The following is a 15,801-nucleotide window of genomic DNA, read 5'->3' as shown; positions in this document are numbered from 1 at the left end:
AGGAAGGAGAAGACATGCAGAGACGTACATTCATAAAGAGGGCAGGCTTGGGCATTGCATCCGCTGCGGTTATCGGTGCGCCAGCGGTTCAGGCGCAAACCACCTTGCGCTGGCGGATGGCAACAAGCTATAGCACTTCGCTACTAGCGCACCACACTGCCGCAGAGAAGTTCACCAAGCTTGTATCGGAAATGTCAGGCGGAAAATTCACAATTTCATTGCATCACGCAGGCGAGCTTATGCCCGCGTTTGGTGTATTGGACGGCGTGCAGAATGGAACGGTAGAGTGCTGCTTTACCGCGCCCTATTATTTCGTCGGCAAAGACGAAACTTTCGCGCTGGGATCGGGCATTCCGTTTGGCTTGAATTCCAGGCAAATGACGGCGTGGATGTTCCGAGGCAACGGACTGAAACTAATGCGCGAGTTCTATAAGAAATATAACATCATCAATTTTCCGATGGGCAACACCGGCACCCAAATGGGAGGTTGGTTTCGCAAAGAGATCGAGACGCTCGATGACATTAAGGGGCTGAAGATTCGCATTCCAGGCTTGGCCGGGGAAGTGTTTCAACGCCTCGGTGCGGTACCCCAACAGATACCCGGGTCCGACATCTATACGTCACTCGAGAAAGGCACCATTGATGCTGCCGAGTGGGTGGGGCCCTTGGACGATATGAAACTAGGCCTGAACAAGGTAGCGCCTCATTACTATTACCCGGGCTGGTGGGAAGGTTCGGCGCAAGTTGATCTATTCGTGAATACATCAGCCTTCGAGCAGCTTCCCGACGAATACAAGGCAATCATCGAAGCGGCGTCGGCTGTGGGACACATCACCATGCAGTCCGTCTACGATGCAGAAAACCCGGATGCGCTCAAGCAGTTGGTCGCTGGCGGCGCCAAACTACACCGCTTCTCCAAGCCCATCATGGACGCAAGCTTCAAAGAATCCATGGGTCTCTTCGATGATATTTCGGCCAAGAACCAGAACTGGAAGAAGGTCTACGATGACTTCAAGAAGTTCCGTGCCGATCAAAACCTTTGGTTCAAGTTCGCCGAAGGAAGCTTCGATCAGTATATGCATACGCAGAAGCTTTGACGCTGCGCCGCGACGCATAAAAGAAGAACGCCCTGGCCCTGAAAATGGGCCGGGGCCATTCTACTGCACGTGACCCTAGTGGCTAGTTAGCAGACTGCAGACTCGACATGAAGGCAGCGCAAAGAGCCTGCATGCCGCGACGATCATCGTCGTCAAAGCGATTGAGAACAAAGCTGTCTACGTCCCATACGCCCAGCAGCGTTCCATCAGCATAAGCCAGCGGAACCACGATTTCGGATTGCGACGCGGCATCACAGGCGATATGGCCAGGGAAGGCATTGACGTCTGCAATGACTTGAGTAGTACGAGTTTGCGCCGCTGTACCGCATACGCCCAAGCCTAATGCAATCCGTACGCAGGCCGGCTTGCCTTGAAACGGCCCAACGACCAGCTCCTGGCCATCGAACAAATAAAATCCGGCCCAATTCAGTTGCGGCACGCTATTGAATATCAGCGCGCTGAAGTTTGCGGCATTCGCTATCAGGTCATGCTCGCCAGCAAGCAGTCCTCGTGCTTGCTCAAGCAGATCCGCGTAATGCGCGTCTTTACTGACGTGCTGCTGTTCATTCAATTGAAACATTACGGCGCCCTTGTAACGATTGTGTCGACTTGACCGTCAATACACTAAGGATGGCGGCTTGTCCGACGGCGGCGACAGCTGTGCGGCGATTAAGGCCTCGGCCCACCACCATGGCTCCTTCCAGCGCAGCGAACAATAGCAACGCAGCCTGATCAGGACTGTCACGCAGCGTGAACGTGCCCGATTTCTCGCCGCGCGTAATGACAGCTTCCAGCCAGGAAAGATTAAATTCGAAGAAAGCCGTGACACCGGCCCTGACGCGTTCTGGCAAGGTTTCTGCCTCTGCACCCAACATGCCGCAAGGACATAGCCTTTGCGTCGCTCCGTACGTGTCGATAAATAGGTCCACGTAGGCCTGTATTTGTTCTTTGGCGCCTACATACGTGTTTTCTATTTCATGCAGTGCCAGAACGAAGCGCTCGGTATAGCGCTCCACAACTGTGGCGCCAAGATCTTCTTTCTTGGGAAAATGATGGTGCAGGCTGGGTTTTCTCAAACCCACCATCTTTGATAAGTCCTCATACGAAAACCCGTTGTAGCCGTTGTTTTGAATGAGGATCTGTGCCGCATCGAGGACGCGGAGTGCGGTAGGAGAGATGAACGCGGATTGCTTCATGATATAGGCCACCGGCGGATTCCCCGACGATTAAAAGGGCTCTCATCATACTCCTTGCGAGTAGCGGGCCGCGAGCTCGCAAGCCGTGGAACCCGCTACGCAGGAGTACGTCGGTACCGGTACAGTTAAACCAGGCGGGCGCTGACGTTGACTGGATTGGCAAACGTGTCGTGCAATGGCGAATGGCGCTCCAACGAACTCACCAAGTCGTTCAACTGGTCTCGGCTCGTGCCTTCGCTTTCCAACTGAACGTCTACACGAATGGCCTGAGCGCCATTGCGCACCGACTTGTCGATTCCCAAGAAGCCGTTCAGATCGATATCGAAGTTCAGGTCCATTTCGATTTTATCGAGTTGAATGCCCCGTGAAGCGGCCAAGGATGTCAGCGTTACCGCATAGCAGCCTGCCAATGCCTTCAGCGCGTACTCGGCGGGGCTCACACCGGTGTCTGTGCCCATTAGCGCGACTGGTTCATCGCTGATCAAAGTGAACTTCGCATTGCGCGTAGCGTCCGGGGTGCCGTTCTGGACGATAGGTCCGGTTTTGGTCTCTAGCGCCACACCGCCCGTGGTGCGGCTTTTCATATTGAACGTGACTTTGCCAAGAGCAGGCTGCTCGCGCACGGCTTCAACCGTGGCTTTGATGGCGTCGATATCGAGATATGGCTTCGCAGTAGAGGTCATTGATATATTCCAGAAAAGAGTGAGGGTTGCGTTGGTTACACCTATCGACCAACTAGTTGGATTGTACTCCAGGCGAAGAGGATTGGGGAAATATGTCTTATGTGTGCGCCTGATACGCCCTGATGATGCTCCAGCCGCCTGCGGCCGCTACAGCGAGCTCGCCGGAATGCGGCAAGCGAGGCAGCAACATGGTTGGCGCCAGCAGGCCTTGCGAGCTGTTGTGTTTCCAACTACTAGAGCGGTGGATCGATGTTTACCGGGTCCTGGATTGGGCACCATTTGTTTCGGCCGTCGGTTTGTAGCGGTGCTGCACTACCGTATAGCCCCAGTTTTCGAGCGCCGTTTAAGTTTTTTTTGAAATCCCGCTAATATGGGGTCGGAATCTTGTTGTGGAAAAGCACAAACGAAAAAGCCAGTTAAATCACTGGCTTTCAGGCAAACGTTGTAGTCTAACCTTTGATTCTGGTAAAGCAATGTTGCCGACCAGGATTTAACGCATATGGCTTCCGAAAGGCAGTTTTATGCTTAACGGCACAGGCGGGTGAGTGTGCAGTTTATTCCCGATTCGTGGACGATCCGGAGCCACGGCTGGATTTCATCTGCTGCGACCATTCCCATGCGAAGTCGCGCCGCGTCCTTGCAGTAAGCGCCGCAATCATCAGTATGGCGATCAAGGCACCCAGCCCCGCCAGTGCCATATCTTTGTGGGCGTCCCAGATGTCGCCCTGGGTACCGAGATAGTTCATGCCCAGTTCGCCGCCGAATACCGCCGCCGCGCCCCACTCGATCAACTCATACAGCGCCGAGGTGCTAAGGGTGAAATCCAGCGGCAGGAAATACGCCCAGAAACCCCGTACTTCGACCACGCGCAGGAAGAACTCACGAATAGGATAGGCCAGCAGCAAGCCGTAGGAAAAGTGCACCACGCGATCATAGTTGTTGCGTTCCCATCCCAGCACGCTGTTCAAGGTATGTCCGGTCAATTGGCGCCACCATTGGTCGTAGGGCACTTCCGCGTACGTGTAGTGCGATCCGACGGTGTGCAGCGCAAGAAACAGCAGTATCAATACCAAGGATGTGTTCGAAAAACGGAACCAGCGTCGAATAAGCGCCAGGAGGACAAGCAGTGCCAGTACCAGGACGTTCTCCAGCAGCCAGTCGTCCCGGTGTGCGGGCCGGATCGCCAGTACTGCCCACAAGACAGCGTAGGCGCCGGCGGCTATACGGACTGCTATTCGGCTCGATAAGAATGACATAGGGCTCAGCTTCCCGGCATGCGCGTGCGTACCTTGTACACCAGGGCGCCAAAAGCGAACACCGCGATGGCGCAGAAGGCCAGGATGGCGGTTGTCATCCCCCAATAGTCTGCCATGCGGCCCACCACGATCACAGGTATGGTGGCACCGATATAGGCAATGGAAAAATACGTGGCCATGTTCGCGCTGCGGCGATGTTCGTCGGCGCTCTGAGCGGCGATCATGGTGGCCGACATGAAGCATAGTCCCTGGCCGACACCGGCAAGCACCATGCAGACGGCAAAGGCAAGGACACTGCCTGTCGTGATGCCGACGCTGACCGCCACGAGAAACAGAATCAGGGTGATCAAGCCTGCGATCAGGCCCTTTACAGGGTTGAGATTGCGTTGTGAGAACTGCGTCGTGGCCGCAGCGATCGACAAGATCAGGAAGGCCAGCCCGGGTACGGCGGGGCCTTTCCAGGGCAGCAGGTCGTACAGGAACGAAGGTATCAGCGAAGCGAGCAGACTGCCCGACGAGAACATCAGGAAGGATGAGATGCTGGCAAGAAGAAAAGCCGTGCGTGTTGACGGGCCCGGTAAGGCGAGTTTGGGAGCGATGGACAGGCGAGTCCGGATGCCGGGCTGCTGCCTGATGGCATCCCGGCAGCGCCAGGTCAGGTACAGGTTCCCCAAGGCCAGGGCAGCGACCACGAAGTAAGACAGGCGCAGTGGCGCAAAGCCGGTCTGCGCCAGCAAGCCGCCTAGCAAAGGCCCAAGCCCTACGCCGACGGCAATGGCACCCGACGTGGTTACGGAGGCAATGCGGCGGTCCTTGTCGGGATGCGCATCGACCAGAGCCAGCGCACCCGCCGTGGTCAGCAGCCCATTGGCAAATCCGATAATGGCGCGCGCGAGCAACAATGTATTGATACTTGATGCAACGCCTGACAACACCAGCCCGCCGCTGATAAGGACCAGCGAGAGGCATACGGAGTGATACCGGCCGATGGTATCGGACAAGCGTCCGAAGCATAGCAAGGCGAACAGCACGCCGACCATGTAAAAGGCATAGATGTAGGTCAGTGCGCTGGGCAGCAACTGCCACTGGGACTGGTAGAGCGGGTAGAGCGGGGTGGGTAAAGAGCTGGTGGCAAAGCCGAGTCCAAGGGCGAAGCTAACCGCCAGAAATCCTCCCCAGCGTTGCAGGAAGGGTAGCGGTTTGGAGCGGCTTGGATGCATCTGGGATAACTCGTCTTATTCTGTTGTCGGCCGCCTCAATTGGATACCTGCGCTTACAGATGCTGCGTGGGCCGATGGTATAAAAAATTCACGAGCAGGCAATGTGTCTGGAACTTTAAAGGATTTTCCATGAAGCGTAATCTATTAGCATTTAGTGGTGTGGTCCTGTGTGCCGGCCTGGCGGCTTGCGGTACGCCGCAAGACGCCCGGGAATTGTCGCAGAAAACCGTGGAGTACCGTTGCGGCGCCAGTGGTGAGCAGCCCTTGAGCGTGCAATATACCTTCCAGGGCAAGGAACCCCTGGCGGCCAAGGTGGTGTATCAGAACCAGGTCGTTGACTTGACCCGTGCCACGACCAGTAACGCCGACATGGTGGGTAATACTTTCCGTGGCAACGGGTATACGTGGACGACCGAAAAGTTCGACGCGGACAATGTGAATACCGTGACCGGCAATATGCTGACACAGGACGCGTCGCAAGTGGTAAATGGCCAGAACACAGCAGTCAGCAATATCCTGGTCAAGGATTGCAGAATCGGCTCTTAAGGGTTCTCCCGTCGGCTTATACTTGCCATGTTGCTGGGCGACAAGATCACACACCATTCCGGCAGTCATAGTGCCGTCGCCATGGTCCATGCGATCTTGTCGCCCAAATTTCGATGCTGGCGCAGCCGGTCCGTGCCGGTGTAGCCCTACTATGGACCCGACATGAGCATCAAACTAGGCTGCATTGCCGACGACTTTACGGGCGCTACCGATCTTGCCAACAATCTCGTCCAGGCCGGATTGAGGGTGTTGCAGGCGATAGGCGTCCCCAGCCGACCCTTGTCGACGGATGTCGACGCCGTGGTCATTGCGCTGAAGTCCCGGACGACGCCAAGCGGGGAAGCGATCGCCGATTCCCTGGCTGCGCTGCAATGGCTGCAGGCGCAGGGCGCCCGGCAGATTTACTTTAAATATTGCTCTACGTTCGACAGCACGGAAGAGGGCAATATAGGGCCCGTGACCGAGGCCCTCATGGACGCGCTGGATACCGATTTCACCATTGCAACCCCGGCCTTCCCCGACAACAAGCGCACCGTCTTCAACGGCTATCTGTTTGTGGGCGACGTCCTGCTGCATGAAAGCGGCATGCAAAATCATCCCCTTACGCCCATGACAGACCCCAACCTGGTTCGCGTCATGCAGTCCCAGTGCAAGCGCAAGGTTGGCCTGATTGATTATTCCGTCGTGCGGCAGGGTGCGCCGGCCGTACAGCAGCATATGAATTTGCTGCGCAGCGAGGGCGTGAACATCGCCATTGTCGACGCGCTCAGCAATCAGGATCTGATCAATATCGGTCCGGCGCTTAAGCACTTGCCCTTGCTGACGGCCGGCTCGGGCGTGGCCATTGGTCTGCCGCAGAATTTCGGAATTGCGCCCAGCAGCCAAGCTTCAGCACTGCCTGCGCCCCGGGGCGCGCGTGCCATCGTATCCGGAAGCTGTTCGATTGCGACCAATGCGCAGGTGGCCGCCTTTATCAAGGCGGGTCATGCGGCCTTTGCACTGGATCCTGAAGAAGTGGCCGCAGGCAGTGATGTGGTGGGCCGCATCCTGGCGCAAGCGTTACCCTTGCTGCAAAACGGACCCGTACTCGTCTATTCCACCGCCGCGTCGGCAGCGGTAAAAGCAGTGCAGGCCAGACTGGGCGTGGCTGAGGCCGGCGCCATGACCGAAAACGCCATTGCTTCAATTGCGCGCGGGCTGGTCGAAGGCGGGGTAGGGCAGCTGATCGTGGCTGGAGGCGAAACGTCGGGCGCCTGCGTCCAGGCCCTGGGCATTTCCCAACTGCAGATAGGCAGCCAGATAGATCCAGGGGTACCATGGTGCCACGCACATACGACTGTGCATGGCAACGATAGCATCCATATTGCACTCAAGTCGGGCAATTTCGGCACTGAGGACTTTTTTGAAAAAGCTTTCGACGCGGCCAGGGTACAAGAGTCTTCACATGCATGAAAGTAAAGCGCGGGAAGAAATCTGCAGGGTTGGCAAGAGCTTGTTCGATCGCGGCTATGTGCATGCTTGCGCCGGCAATATCAGTGTCCGGCTTGATGACGGTTTCCTGATCACACCCACCGATGCCTGCCTGGGTTTCCTGGATCCGGCCGCATTGCCGAAACTGAATCATGATGGCGTCCATATCAGTGGCGACCGCCCCAGCAAGACCATACTCCTGCATCGGCGAATTTACCGGGCCGCACGCGCGTTCGACGCCAATACCGCTTGCGTCATCCATACTCACAGCAAGGCTTGTGTCGCCTTATCGCTGAATGGGTCGGCGGCCGCGGAATTGCTGCCCGCATTGACGCCTTACTTCGTCATGAAGGTCGGCCACGTGCCCCTCATTCCGTATCATCGGCCTGGCGCGCAAGCGTCGGCCGATCTGGTCGAGGCGGCCATCACGGCTTACGGGCAGCGATGTCGCCCAATTCGCTCGGTGATGCTTGAAAGGCTGGGGCCTAATGTATGGCACGACACCCCCGCGGCGGCCATGGCGACGCTGGAGGAACTCGAGGAAACAGCGGCCTTGTGGCTGGCGTGCCGGTTGTCGGCCGATGCACCGGAGCCCTTGACGGATCCGCAAATCGCCGAGTTGCGCGACGTGTTCGGCGCACGGTGGTAAGGCACGTAGCAAAAACGCCACGGCCCGGAGGCGTTTGATCCGCCTCGTTCACACCCATTGAGGAATGCTGCTGCGCAGCGCACTTGCAGGCAGATCCCAGTGCATCGGAATCCCTTCCAGCTCGCAAGGCGGCTTCAGGCGCTTTGCCGGCCCCCAGTCGGTTTCTTCTGTCTCGGTGGAATGGTCGGCGGCGGTCTCCGGTTCCAGTGCATGGTCTTCCCCCCTTGTCTGCGTCAATGCGCCGCCTCGTTGTGATACCAGCAGCTCGCCCGTGCGCGCCAGGGACAGCCGGCTGATCGAACCGTGTCCGTCGTGATCACGCCGGGTCAAACCATGCAGGACCGCTGCCGCCGTCAGGTAACCGGTTGCCTGGTCCAGCGCCTGAACCGGCAAGGGAGTGGGCTTTTCGGCGCCGAAGTAGCGCATCCCGGCGCAGGCGATGCCATTGCTCATTTGCACCAGGCTGTCGAAACCTCGCCGGGCGCGCCACGGCCCGGTCCATCCGTATGCGTCCAGACTCACGTCGACCAGGCCCGGACGTAGGGACTGCCGGGCCTCTGCGCCAAAGCCCAGGCCGTCCAGCGCATCGCCGCGATAGCCGTGCACAATGACATCAGCCTGGCTCAGCAGTGCTTTCAGGCGTTCAAGGCCTGCGGCCTCGCGCAAGTCGAGCTGGGCGCAGCGCTTGCCCAGCGTGACCTCGGGAACCATGCCAGGCTCGGTCCAGAAGGGCGGATCGATGCGCAGCACTTGTGCGCCGTACGCGGCCAGAAAACGCGTCGCAACGGGGCCAGCCAGCACACGGGTCAAGTCCAGTATCTTGATTCCGGCCAGGGGTCGCATGCGCGTGGCAACATGCCGGCCGGACGTACCTTTACTCGCGCCTTCGACATGGATGAGGGGCTCGACCCTTACCGCTGCTCCTTGAGGATGGGCGATCCATTCGTCACGGCTGCGCATCATGGCGGCGCAACCGCCGGCGCGGACGATGGCCTCTTCAAGTTCGCCGGCTTGCCAGTGTGATAATGCCCGGGCCACTTCGCCAGGATCGGCGCGGGTTCCGATGACTGAAAGGGCGGCTACCAGATGATGGGGTGCATTGGTGTGCAGGCGTATCCATCCATCGCGCGTCCGGTAATCGCCCGTGACCGGGTCCCGTACGGCCGGTACCTGCCAGTTCTGAGGACGCAGCGACGTGCCGAACCAGAAAGAGGCCAGCCGTCTATCGACGGTGACGGCGGGGTAGTCGTCGAACCGTGCCTCGACGTAGCGGGCCAGCGCCTGTGCGGCGGTGCCTATGGCGGCCACGGCGAAAGCGGTAACCGGAAATGCGGAGGGCAGATTGCCGCAACCCGCTACGTGAGGCGCTGCCGCGTTTGCCCGCCCGGCGGCGTCGCCCAACGGAGGACGCATGGCATCAAGGAAGTTCGCAATGGTAGATGAATCGTTCATTGCATGTCGCCTTAAAAAAGGATTTTCCGTAGGTGCATCATACGGTTTTTGAGCCTCGAACGACTACCGTTATCTGGCCTGCTCTAGACGAATCGGGCTGTAAGCGTTAAACTGCCGCTTGAAGTTTCCAGTATTTCTTCATCAGGCCGCTACGCAGCGGCCCGGCTCTTAGCCGAAACACCATGCCCGGCCGGTACGGCCGCGGAACACCAAGTTGGTCGCTGTTTGATCAACATTGCACCTTGTCGATTGTGGCAACGCCAGTCAAATTTTTGACAAGACGCGTGCCGTGGACGCTTGTTGCCGCAATTTCGGCGTCGATTGCATAACAGCAACCGACGCTCATGCCGCCTATTATTTTCAATAAAAAACGGCCAATTTTTTGATCACTGTATTTCACGAAACAGATAGATTACGTACATATAAGGACTACCACGCATGCAAGAAGCTGCATTTTTTCAGTTGTCGACCTCCACGACGCTGTTACTGCTTTTCGGATTCTACGGGGCGACTTTCCTTCTTTCTTTACTGATCGGCAAGAAGAAGGAAAACGTAGACGGCTATATGGTGTCAAACAACGCAGTGGGATTCGGGCTTTCCGCTGCCAGTATGATCGCCACCTGGATCTGGGCAGCTTCTTTCTATGCCAGCGCAACGTCGGGCTACAAGTACGGACTTTCCGGGCCTATTCACTACGGCCTTTGGGGCGCCCTGATGATCATGTTCATCTATCCCTTCGGCAAGCGCTTTCGAAAGCTCGCTCCCAAGGCGCATACGTTGGCCGAAGTGATCCAGGCCCGGCATGGCACTTCCAGTCAGCTCATCATGGCAGGCTCCAATCTGATCGGTAGCTGTATCAGCCTGATGGTCAACTTCACTGCAGCCGGTGCGCTCGTTTCAATACTGAGCCCCCTGAATTTCATTCAGGGCGTGCTGATCGCCGGCCTGGGCGTACTGTCCTATACCTTATGGTCGGGTTTCCGGGCATCTGTCATGACGGACTTTGCGCAACTGATCGCCATGATCCTTGCAGCGGTCGTGATCATCCCCATCATTTTCATCAACGCCGGCGGCACCGATATGCTGATGACCAATATGTCGAACCTGACGGACCAGCAATCGGATTTTTTCTCGACCAAAGCCCTTCTTGAGCAAGGCGCGCCATACTTTGTGGCCGTGCTGGCCTATGCGATCGGCAATCAGACCATCGCGCAACGCTTGTTTGCGGTGCGTGAAGACCTGATCAAATCCACATTCCTGACCGCCACCATCGGCTACGGGGCCGTGGTGATCGGCCTGGGCATGCTGGGTATGCTCGCATTGTTTGTCGGCCTGGTTCCTGCCAACGGCAATATGAACAACATCATTCCGCAAATGGCTTCCACGTATCTGCCGCCTTTTGCCATTGCGCTGTTCTTCATCCTGGTGGTCGGTTCGCTCTCATCCACCGCCGACTCCGATTTGTCTGCCTTGTCGTCCATCATGATGACCGACATCTATGGCAAGAACTTGGCTCGCGGCAAGCCCGATCCGAAACGCATGTTGTGGTGGGGCCGCGCGACCATGATCGTTGCCACGATGCTGGGCGTTGTGTTTGCCAGCCTGCGGCTGGATATCCTGGTCATGCTGGTGTTCGTCGGCGCGTTATGGGGTGCCATTGTGTTTCCGGTCATCATCAGTTTTTACTGGGATCGCGTCACCAACAAGGCCTTCACCACGTCGGTCATTTGCGCCGTTGCCTTGTTCACCGTTTCACGCTTCCAGCTTATTCCCATCGAGGGCGCCGTAGCGGTGTTCTTCGAAATCTGCGCGTCGGTCGGTGCCGGTGTCGTAGTAGGGTTGATGGCCTTTGCCTTCTTCAACCGCAAGATCGCCATTACCGTTGGCGTCGCCGTGATCGTCGGTTCACTGCCCTTCACAGTGGGTTTCCTGCGCGACTATGCCGTCTTGTTGAGCTCGCTGACCGCCTACGGCGTCAGCGCCATGGTGTGTACGGCAATGAGCTGGCGCAGCAATGAGCGCTTCGATTTCGATCTGCTGGCCGTCCGTGTTACCTCGTTCCATACCGACGAGAACGAAGCCGCTCCCGTCAAACCGGCGTTCCGCCCCGCGGCCGACCCAGTCCCCTCCAACGCTTAAAGGAAAACAGATATGTCAGCATTAATGTTAACTACGTACATCCTTGTCTGGCCGGTAATTTCGGCGGCCGTGCTTCTGGTGTTGATTGTTGCGCTGATCAAGGATCTGCGCGCCGCCGGCAAGGACGGCGACAGCATGATCTGACTTGAAAGTTGGCGGGTAGCTGGGTCGGAATCCAAGACTTACTTCCGCCCCAGGCCCCGCCAACTGGACCTTACGCTACGCTTCACTGTTGCATTTCCGGTGTTTTAGTTTAGTTTCAAGCCTATTTTTTGTACGATTGCGTGCCATGTTGCAGTGTCCTGGACGATCATTCTCTTGAGCTCGTCGGGTGTGGCGGTTGTGGGTATGATCCCGGTAGCACTCAGCTTCTTGCCTAAATCGCCGGTTAGCGCCTCGAAGAGCAGGGAGTTCAGCTTTTCTACGATGTCTGTTGGGGTCCCTTTTGGCGCAAACAAGCCAAACCAGGTAACGGACTCAAATCCCGGGTAACCGCCTTCGGCAACGGTTGGCACACTGCCTACTGCAGACACTCGATCTTTGGTAGAAACTGCCAGAGCTTTTACCGAGCCGCTTTTTATTAGTGGCATCGCCGCAGGTAATTGATGAAACATGGCTTCGATTTGCCCACCGACGAGATCCGTCGCAGCGCTACCAGTCCCATACGGAATATGGGTCAATTTCATATCGGCTTCTATGCTGAACTGCTCCATAGCCAAGTGCTGTGATGTGCCTACACCGCTCGTGCCGTAATTGACTTGGTCGGGATGGCTTTTGACGTGAGCGACAAACTCTCTTAGCGTTTTAGCCGGGAACTTATTGTTCACGATAATCACATTGGGCACGTAGCCCAATAAGGCTACAGGTTGAAAGTCTTTTATTGGATCAAAAGGAAGCTTTCTATACAAAGAAGAGTTTATCGCCATCGTGCCGGTAGTCGTGACGAACAGGGTATGGCCGTCCGGTGCTGCTTTAGCTACCGCTTCAGCAGCAATGTTGCCGCTGGCCCCTTGTTTGCTCTCTACATAGACAGAGGCTCCGAGCTTGTCCTTCAGTATTTTCCCGATTTCCAGCGCCAACATCTGCGGAGCCGAGGCCGGGGAAAATCCTTGTATTATGCGGACCGGTTTTTCGCCTGGCCAAGGCGATGCGCCAACTGACGCGCATGCTCCAAACAACATTGCCGCGACTGCTTTCTTATAGAACTTCATAGTGTCTCCTTCAATTATTCAAACGAATGCATCAATGCCGGTAAGGGCTTTACCGATAATCAGCTTGTTGATTTGTGTCGTTCCATCTGGAATAGTCAGCATCCTGCTATTTCTGAAATGACGCTCAACCGGGAACTCGGTGGTCAACCCGAATGCGCCATGAATCTGAATGGCATGGGAACTTATTCGTAGAGCAGCTTCGGTGGAGAACGACTTGGCAATGGAGGCATGGAGGGAGCAATCCGGGCTGATGCCCAATCCAGTCAAGGCTCGGTATACAAGTAGCTTCGAAGCTGCCAGGTCTGTAGCCATGTCGGCCAATAGAGACTGAATAAGCTGGTGGCCCGCTATGGGTTTCCCGAACTGTTCTCGGTCAGCGGCGTACTTCAGGGCATCGTCCAGCGCGCTTTGCGCAATACCCAGGGCCAGGGTTGAAACAAAACATCGAGATCGGTCAAAGCCTTTCATTGTCTCGCGCAACCCCGAGCCTAGCGGTCCGACAAGGTTATCGGCAGACACTCGGACATCGTCCAAATGCACTTCGCCCATGGACCAGCCGTTCAAGCCGAGCTTCTTTATTTCCCTTACGTCAATCTTGTGTTCTTTTCTATCCAGCAAGAATAGTGAAAATTGGCGTTCATCTGTCTTTGCCAGAATTAGGAAGACATCTGCTACCGAGGCGTTCGATGTCCACATTTTCGTGCCGCTGACTCTGTAGGAATTGCCATCCTTAATCGCCTTCGTGCGTATTTCTCGCACACTTGAACCGGCGCCGGGCTCACTAATGGCGGAACACCCGATAAGCTTGCCGGAGACGAGGTCTGGTAAGTATTTTTGCTTTATTTTGTCGGAGGCATTGTTATATATTTTCAGTGCAGCGCCTTCTGCGACCCATGCCAGTCCCGCGGCATCAGGGGAAAACTTAGCCAACTCTTCGAAAAATAATCCGCTGGTGAAGTAATCGTAGCCCATGCCGCCGCCTTCAACGGGAATCCAGCCGTTGCCGACGCCATAGGGAGCCATCAACGCCATAAGCTCATGCGCCACATCGGGCGGAAAGGCCTCACCTTGATATTCTTTCGCAAGCGGAAAAATTTCTTTCTTTACGAATTTTCCCCAACTTTCAACGGCGAGGCGATGCTCTTCAGACAATTCGAAATTCAATTTTTTATCCTTAATGTCGGGTAGTAGGTTTACTGAATGGGCAACAATTCGTGCGACAGGGTCGCATTCATTGCTTTCTTGAATCCAATATGCACCAACCACTTTTCGTCATCCTGGCTTCTGTAGTCCAGGCGTTGATGTGCTCCTCTGCTCTCTTCTCGTAATAGCGCAGCTTGTATGACGCATTGCGAGGCAAGCGCCATATTCGATAATTCAGTTACTGAAATTGATTCCTGCAAGTCAGCGGATTTATTTCTGACTATTTTCATTTGAACGGCGCGGACCTTTTCTGAGCCTTGTCGTAAGCCTGATTCGTTGCGATAGATACCTGCCGATGTAGAGAGCGCGTGGCGTATATCGTCTTTTAAGGCTTGAACATTGTCTTTCGGATCAAGCAGGCTGACATGTTGGATATTTGATAGCAGTTCGTCCTCCATTGAACAGATATCCGAGGGAAGGGGGGGGCCAATATCGCTTGCTGCCGATACGCCGGCAATGAAGCCGAAGGCCAGTGCATCGGCACAGCCATTTCCCGCTATCCGACTTGCACCATGTACTCCACCGGTTGCCTCACCTGCGACGTACAGACCAGGGACTCCTGACCAACATTTTTCATCGATCGCAACACCGCCCATGATGCTGTGAGCTGCAGGAGCGACGATAGGCGGCGTCACGCGCGGGTCAACGCCCGCGGCACGTAGACGTTTGCAGTGTGATACATAGGACTCCAGAATGGCGGGGTCTAGCACCGTAGTATCAAAGGCGACGCCCCCCTGCGACAGTCCACGGCCTTCATTGATTTCGTTCTGAATTAGAAGAGCCATACGAGCCTTTTCTACGCCTTTTTCTCCTTTTGGATTCGCCGGCGTGAGCAAGAACCGGTCGCCTGTAGCATTTTTCAGGTAAGCGCCGTCGCCCAGCATGGCCGTAGGCATTTCCATTCCCCGGCACGTTTCTGGCCACACAGTGACAACCGGCTCATATTGAATGAACTCCATGTCGATCAAGGTGGCGCCAGCGTGGTATGCGAGTCCGAAGGACTCGCCATTTACATCCGCAGGATAAGTAGTATCGGAGAAAGCCCTCCCCATACCACCCATTGCCAGAACGACGGCGCGGGCATATATGAATACCAAATTACGCGCATGGTATTTCCAGACTATCGCGCCGATAACCCGTTGCTCACATCGGATCAGCTCGATGACCTTGTAGCCGGTGAGTATTTCAACGCCGTTTTGTTGGGATTGCTTAATCAAGGCATTGAGAATCGATTTTCCCGTGCCTTCAGGTACAAAGACAGAACGAGCATATTTATTTCCTGATAAATGCCTTTGCGATACGTGTTCATTGGTATTCGAGAAAGGTACTTTCAGCGCCCTTAGATCCTTGAAACTCTGTATTGAATGTTCGGCCAGCGCAGAAACCAGGCGTTTATCATTCAGCTCATATCCGCCCCGTATCATGTCCTGCATATATATTTCAGGGGTGTCCCGATCGTCAATAGAACCGATAGGCGCATTGAAGCCGATCACGTACGGCGAGGCGCCTCTACCCCGCGATATAAGGGTGGTTTTCACGCCTTGCGCCATTGCGGCTACGGCGGCGCGATAACCTGCTATTCCGCCCCCTAGAATAAGGACGTCGGTCCATTGGCGTTCGGTTGTTGTCATAGGTCAATCTTCCGATGTGGCTGTATCCGACGCATGGAGGTTCGGATC

At 56.0% G+C, this 15,801-nt stretch carries 15 protein-coding genes; 6 read left to right on the top strand and 9 right to left on the bottom strand.

Annotation, left to right across the window (positions count from 1 at the left end; all coding sequences use genetic code 11):
- Window positions 1-14: 14 nt before the first annotated feature.
- Entirely contained in the window at window positions 15-1,097 is a 1,083-nt protein-coding gene (locus CR159_RS06960; protein ID WP_102073275.1) for a TRAP transporter substrate-binding protein, read from the top strand.
- An 82-nt stretch (window positions 1,098-1,179) separates the two neighbouring features.
- Here CR159_RS06960 and CR159_RS06955 read toward each other — a convergent pair whose 3' ends face one another.
- The 5 genes from CR159_RS06955 to CR159_RS06935 all read right to left on the bottom strand — a co-directional run bounded on the left by CR159_RS06955 (window position 1,180) and on the right by CR159_RS06935 (window position 5,452).
- Complete coding sequence (locus CR159_RS06955; RefSeq protein WP_102073274.1) at window positions 1,180-1,677, bottom strand: free L-methionine (R)-S-oxide reductase MsrC; 498 nt, start codon at window positions 1,675-1,677, stop codon at window positions 1,180-1,182.
- A complete protein-coding gene (locus tag CR159_RS06950) occupies window positions 1,661-2,293 on the bottom strand; it encodes a TetR/AcrR family transcriptional regulator (protein WP_102073371.1) in 633 nt (210 codons plus the stop codon). The genes CR159_RS06955 and CR159_RS06950 overlap by 17 nt, the downstream gene beginning before the upstream one ends.
- A 125-nt stretch (window positions 2,294-2,418) precedes the next feature.
- Entirely contained in the window at window positions 2,419-2,976 is a 558-nt protein-coding gene (locus tag CR159_RS06945) for an OsmC family protein (RefSeq protein WP_102073273.1), read from the bottom strand.
- 554 nt (window positions 2,977-3,530) lie between these two features.
- Complete coding sequence (locus tag CR159_RS06940) at window positions 3,531-4,232, bottom strand: DUF2238 domain-containing protein (protein ID WP_102073272.1); 702 nt, start codon at window positions 4,230-4,232, stop codon at window positions 3,531-3,533.
- A 5-nt stretch (window positions 4,233-4,237) separates the two neighbouring features.
- Window positions 4,238-5,452, bottom strand: a complete 1,215-nt coding sequence (locus tag CR159_RS06935; RefSeq protein WP_102073271.1) for an MFS transporter — start codon at window positions 5,450-5,452, stop codon at window positions 4,238-4,240.
- Window positions 5,453-5,581: 129 nt separating this feature from the next.
- On the opposite strand from CR159_RS06935, the gene CR159_RS06930 reads away from it, so the two are divergent.
- The 3 genes from CR159_RS06930 (at window position 5,582) to CR159_RS06920 (ending at window position 8,117) form a co-directional block, all read left to right on the top strand.
- Entirely contained in the window at window positions 5,582-5,998 is a 417-nt protein-coding gene (locus CR159_RS06930; protein ID WP_102073270.1) for an ACP-like domain-containing protein, read from the top strand.
- Window positions 5,999-6,160: 162 nt separating this feature from the next.
- Complete coding sequence (otnK, locus tag CR159_RS06925) at window positions 6,161-7,450, top strand: 3-oxo-tetronate kinase (RefSeq protein WP_102073269.1); 1,290 nt, start codon at window positions 6,161-6,163, stop codon at window positions 7,448-7,450.
- On the top strand, window positions 7,443-8,117 hold the full coding sequence (locus tag CR159_RS06920) for a class II aldolase/adducin family protein (protein ID WP_102073268.1): 675 nt from the start codon (window positions 7,443-7,445) through the stop codon (window positions 8,115-8,117). Before otnK ends, CR159_RS06920 begins: the two co-directional genes overlap by 8 nt.
- Before the next feature lie 48 nt (window positions 8,118-8,165).
- Here the strand turns inward: CR159_RS06920 and CR159_RS06915 are convergent, their stop codons facing one another.
- Window positions 8,166-9,569, bottom strand: coding sequence for a CoA transferase (locus tag CR159_RS06915; RefSeq protein ID WP_102073267.1), 1,404 nt, complete (start codon window positions 9,567-9,569; stop codon window positions 8,166-8,168).
- Between the two features lie 438 nt (window positions 9,570-10,007).
- Between CR159_RS06915 and CR159_RS06910 the strand changes: the two genes are divergently transcribed.
- Window positions 10,008-11,708, top strand: coding sequence for a sodium:solute symporter family protein (locus CR159_RS06910; RefSeq protein WP_102073266.1), 1,701 nt, complete (start codon window positions 10,008-10,010; stop codon window positions 11,706-11,708).
- Window positions 11,709-11,720: 12 nt separating this feature from the next.
- Window positions 11,721-11,852, top strand: coding sequence for a putative transporter small subunit (locus CR159_RS21785; RefSeq protein ID WP_233208206.1), 132 nt, complete (start codon window positions 11,721-11,723; stop codon window positions 11,850-11,852).
- 104 nt (window positions 11,853-11,956) lie between these two features.
- Here the strand turns inward: CR159_RS21785 and CR159_RS06905 are convergent, their stop codons facing one another.
- The 3 genes from CR159_RS06905 to CR159_RS06895 are packed head-to-tail and all read right to left on the bottom strand — an operon-like array spanning window position 11,957 to window position 15,753.
- Window positions 11,957-12,919 (bottom strand): Bug family tripartite tricarboxylate transporter substrate binding protein, encoded by a 963-nt coding sequence (locus CR159_RS06905; RefSeq protein ID WP_102073265.1) that lies wholly within the window; start codon window positions 12,917-12,919, stop codon window positions 11,957-11,959.
- An 18-nt stretch (window positions 12,920-12,937) separates the two neighbouring features.
- Window positions 12,938-14,083, bottom strand: a complete 1,146-nt coding sequence (locus CR159_RS06900; protein WP_102073264.1) for an acyl-CoA dehydrogenase family protein — start codon at window positions 14,081-14,083, stop codon at window positions 12,938-12,940.
- Between the two features lie 29 nt (window positions 14,084-14,112).
- Window positions 14,113-15,753: an FAD-binding protein gene (locus CR159_RS06895; protein ID WP_102073263.1), complete on the bottom strand. Its 1,641-nt coding sequence runs from the start codon at window positions 15,751-15,753 to the stop codon at window positions 14,113-14,115.
- Window positions 15,754-15,801: the final 48 nt, after the last annotated feature.

Source organism: Pollutimonas subterranea (genome assembly GCF_002849655.1).
Lineage (GTDB): Bacteria > Pseudomonadota > Gammaproteobacteria > Burkholderiales > Burkholderiaceae_B > Pollutimonas > Pollutimonas subterranea.
This window is presented reverse-complemented; position numbering and strand designations above follow the sequence as displayed.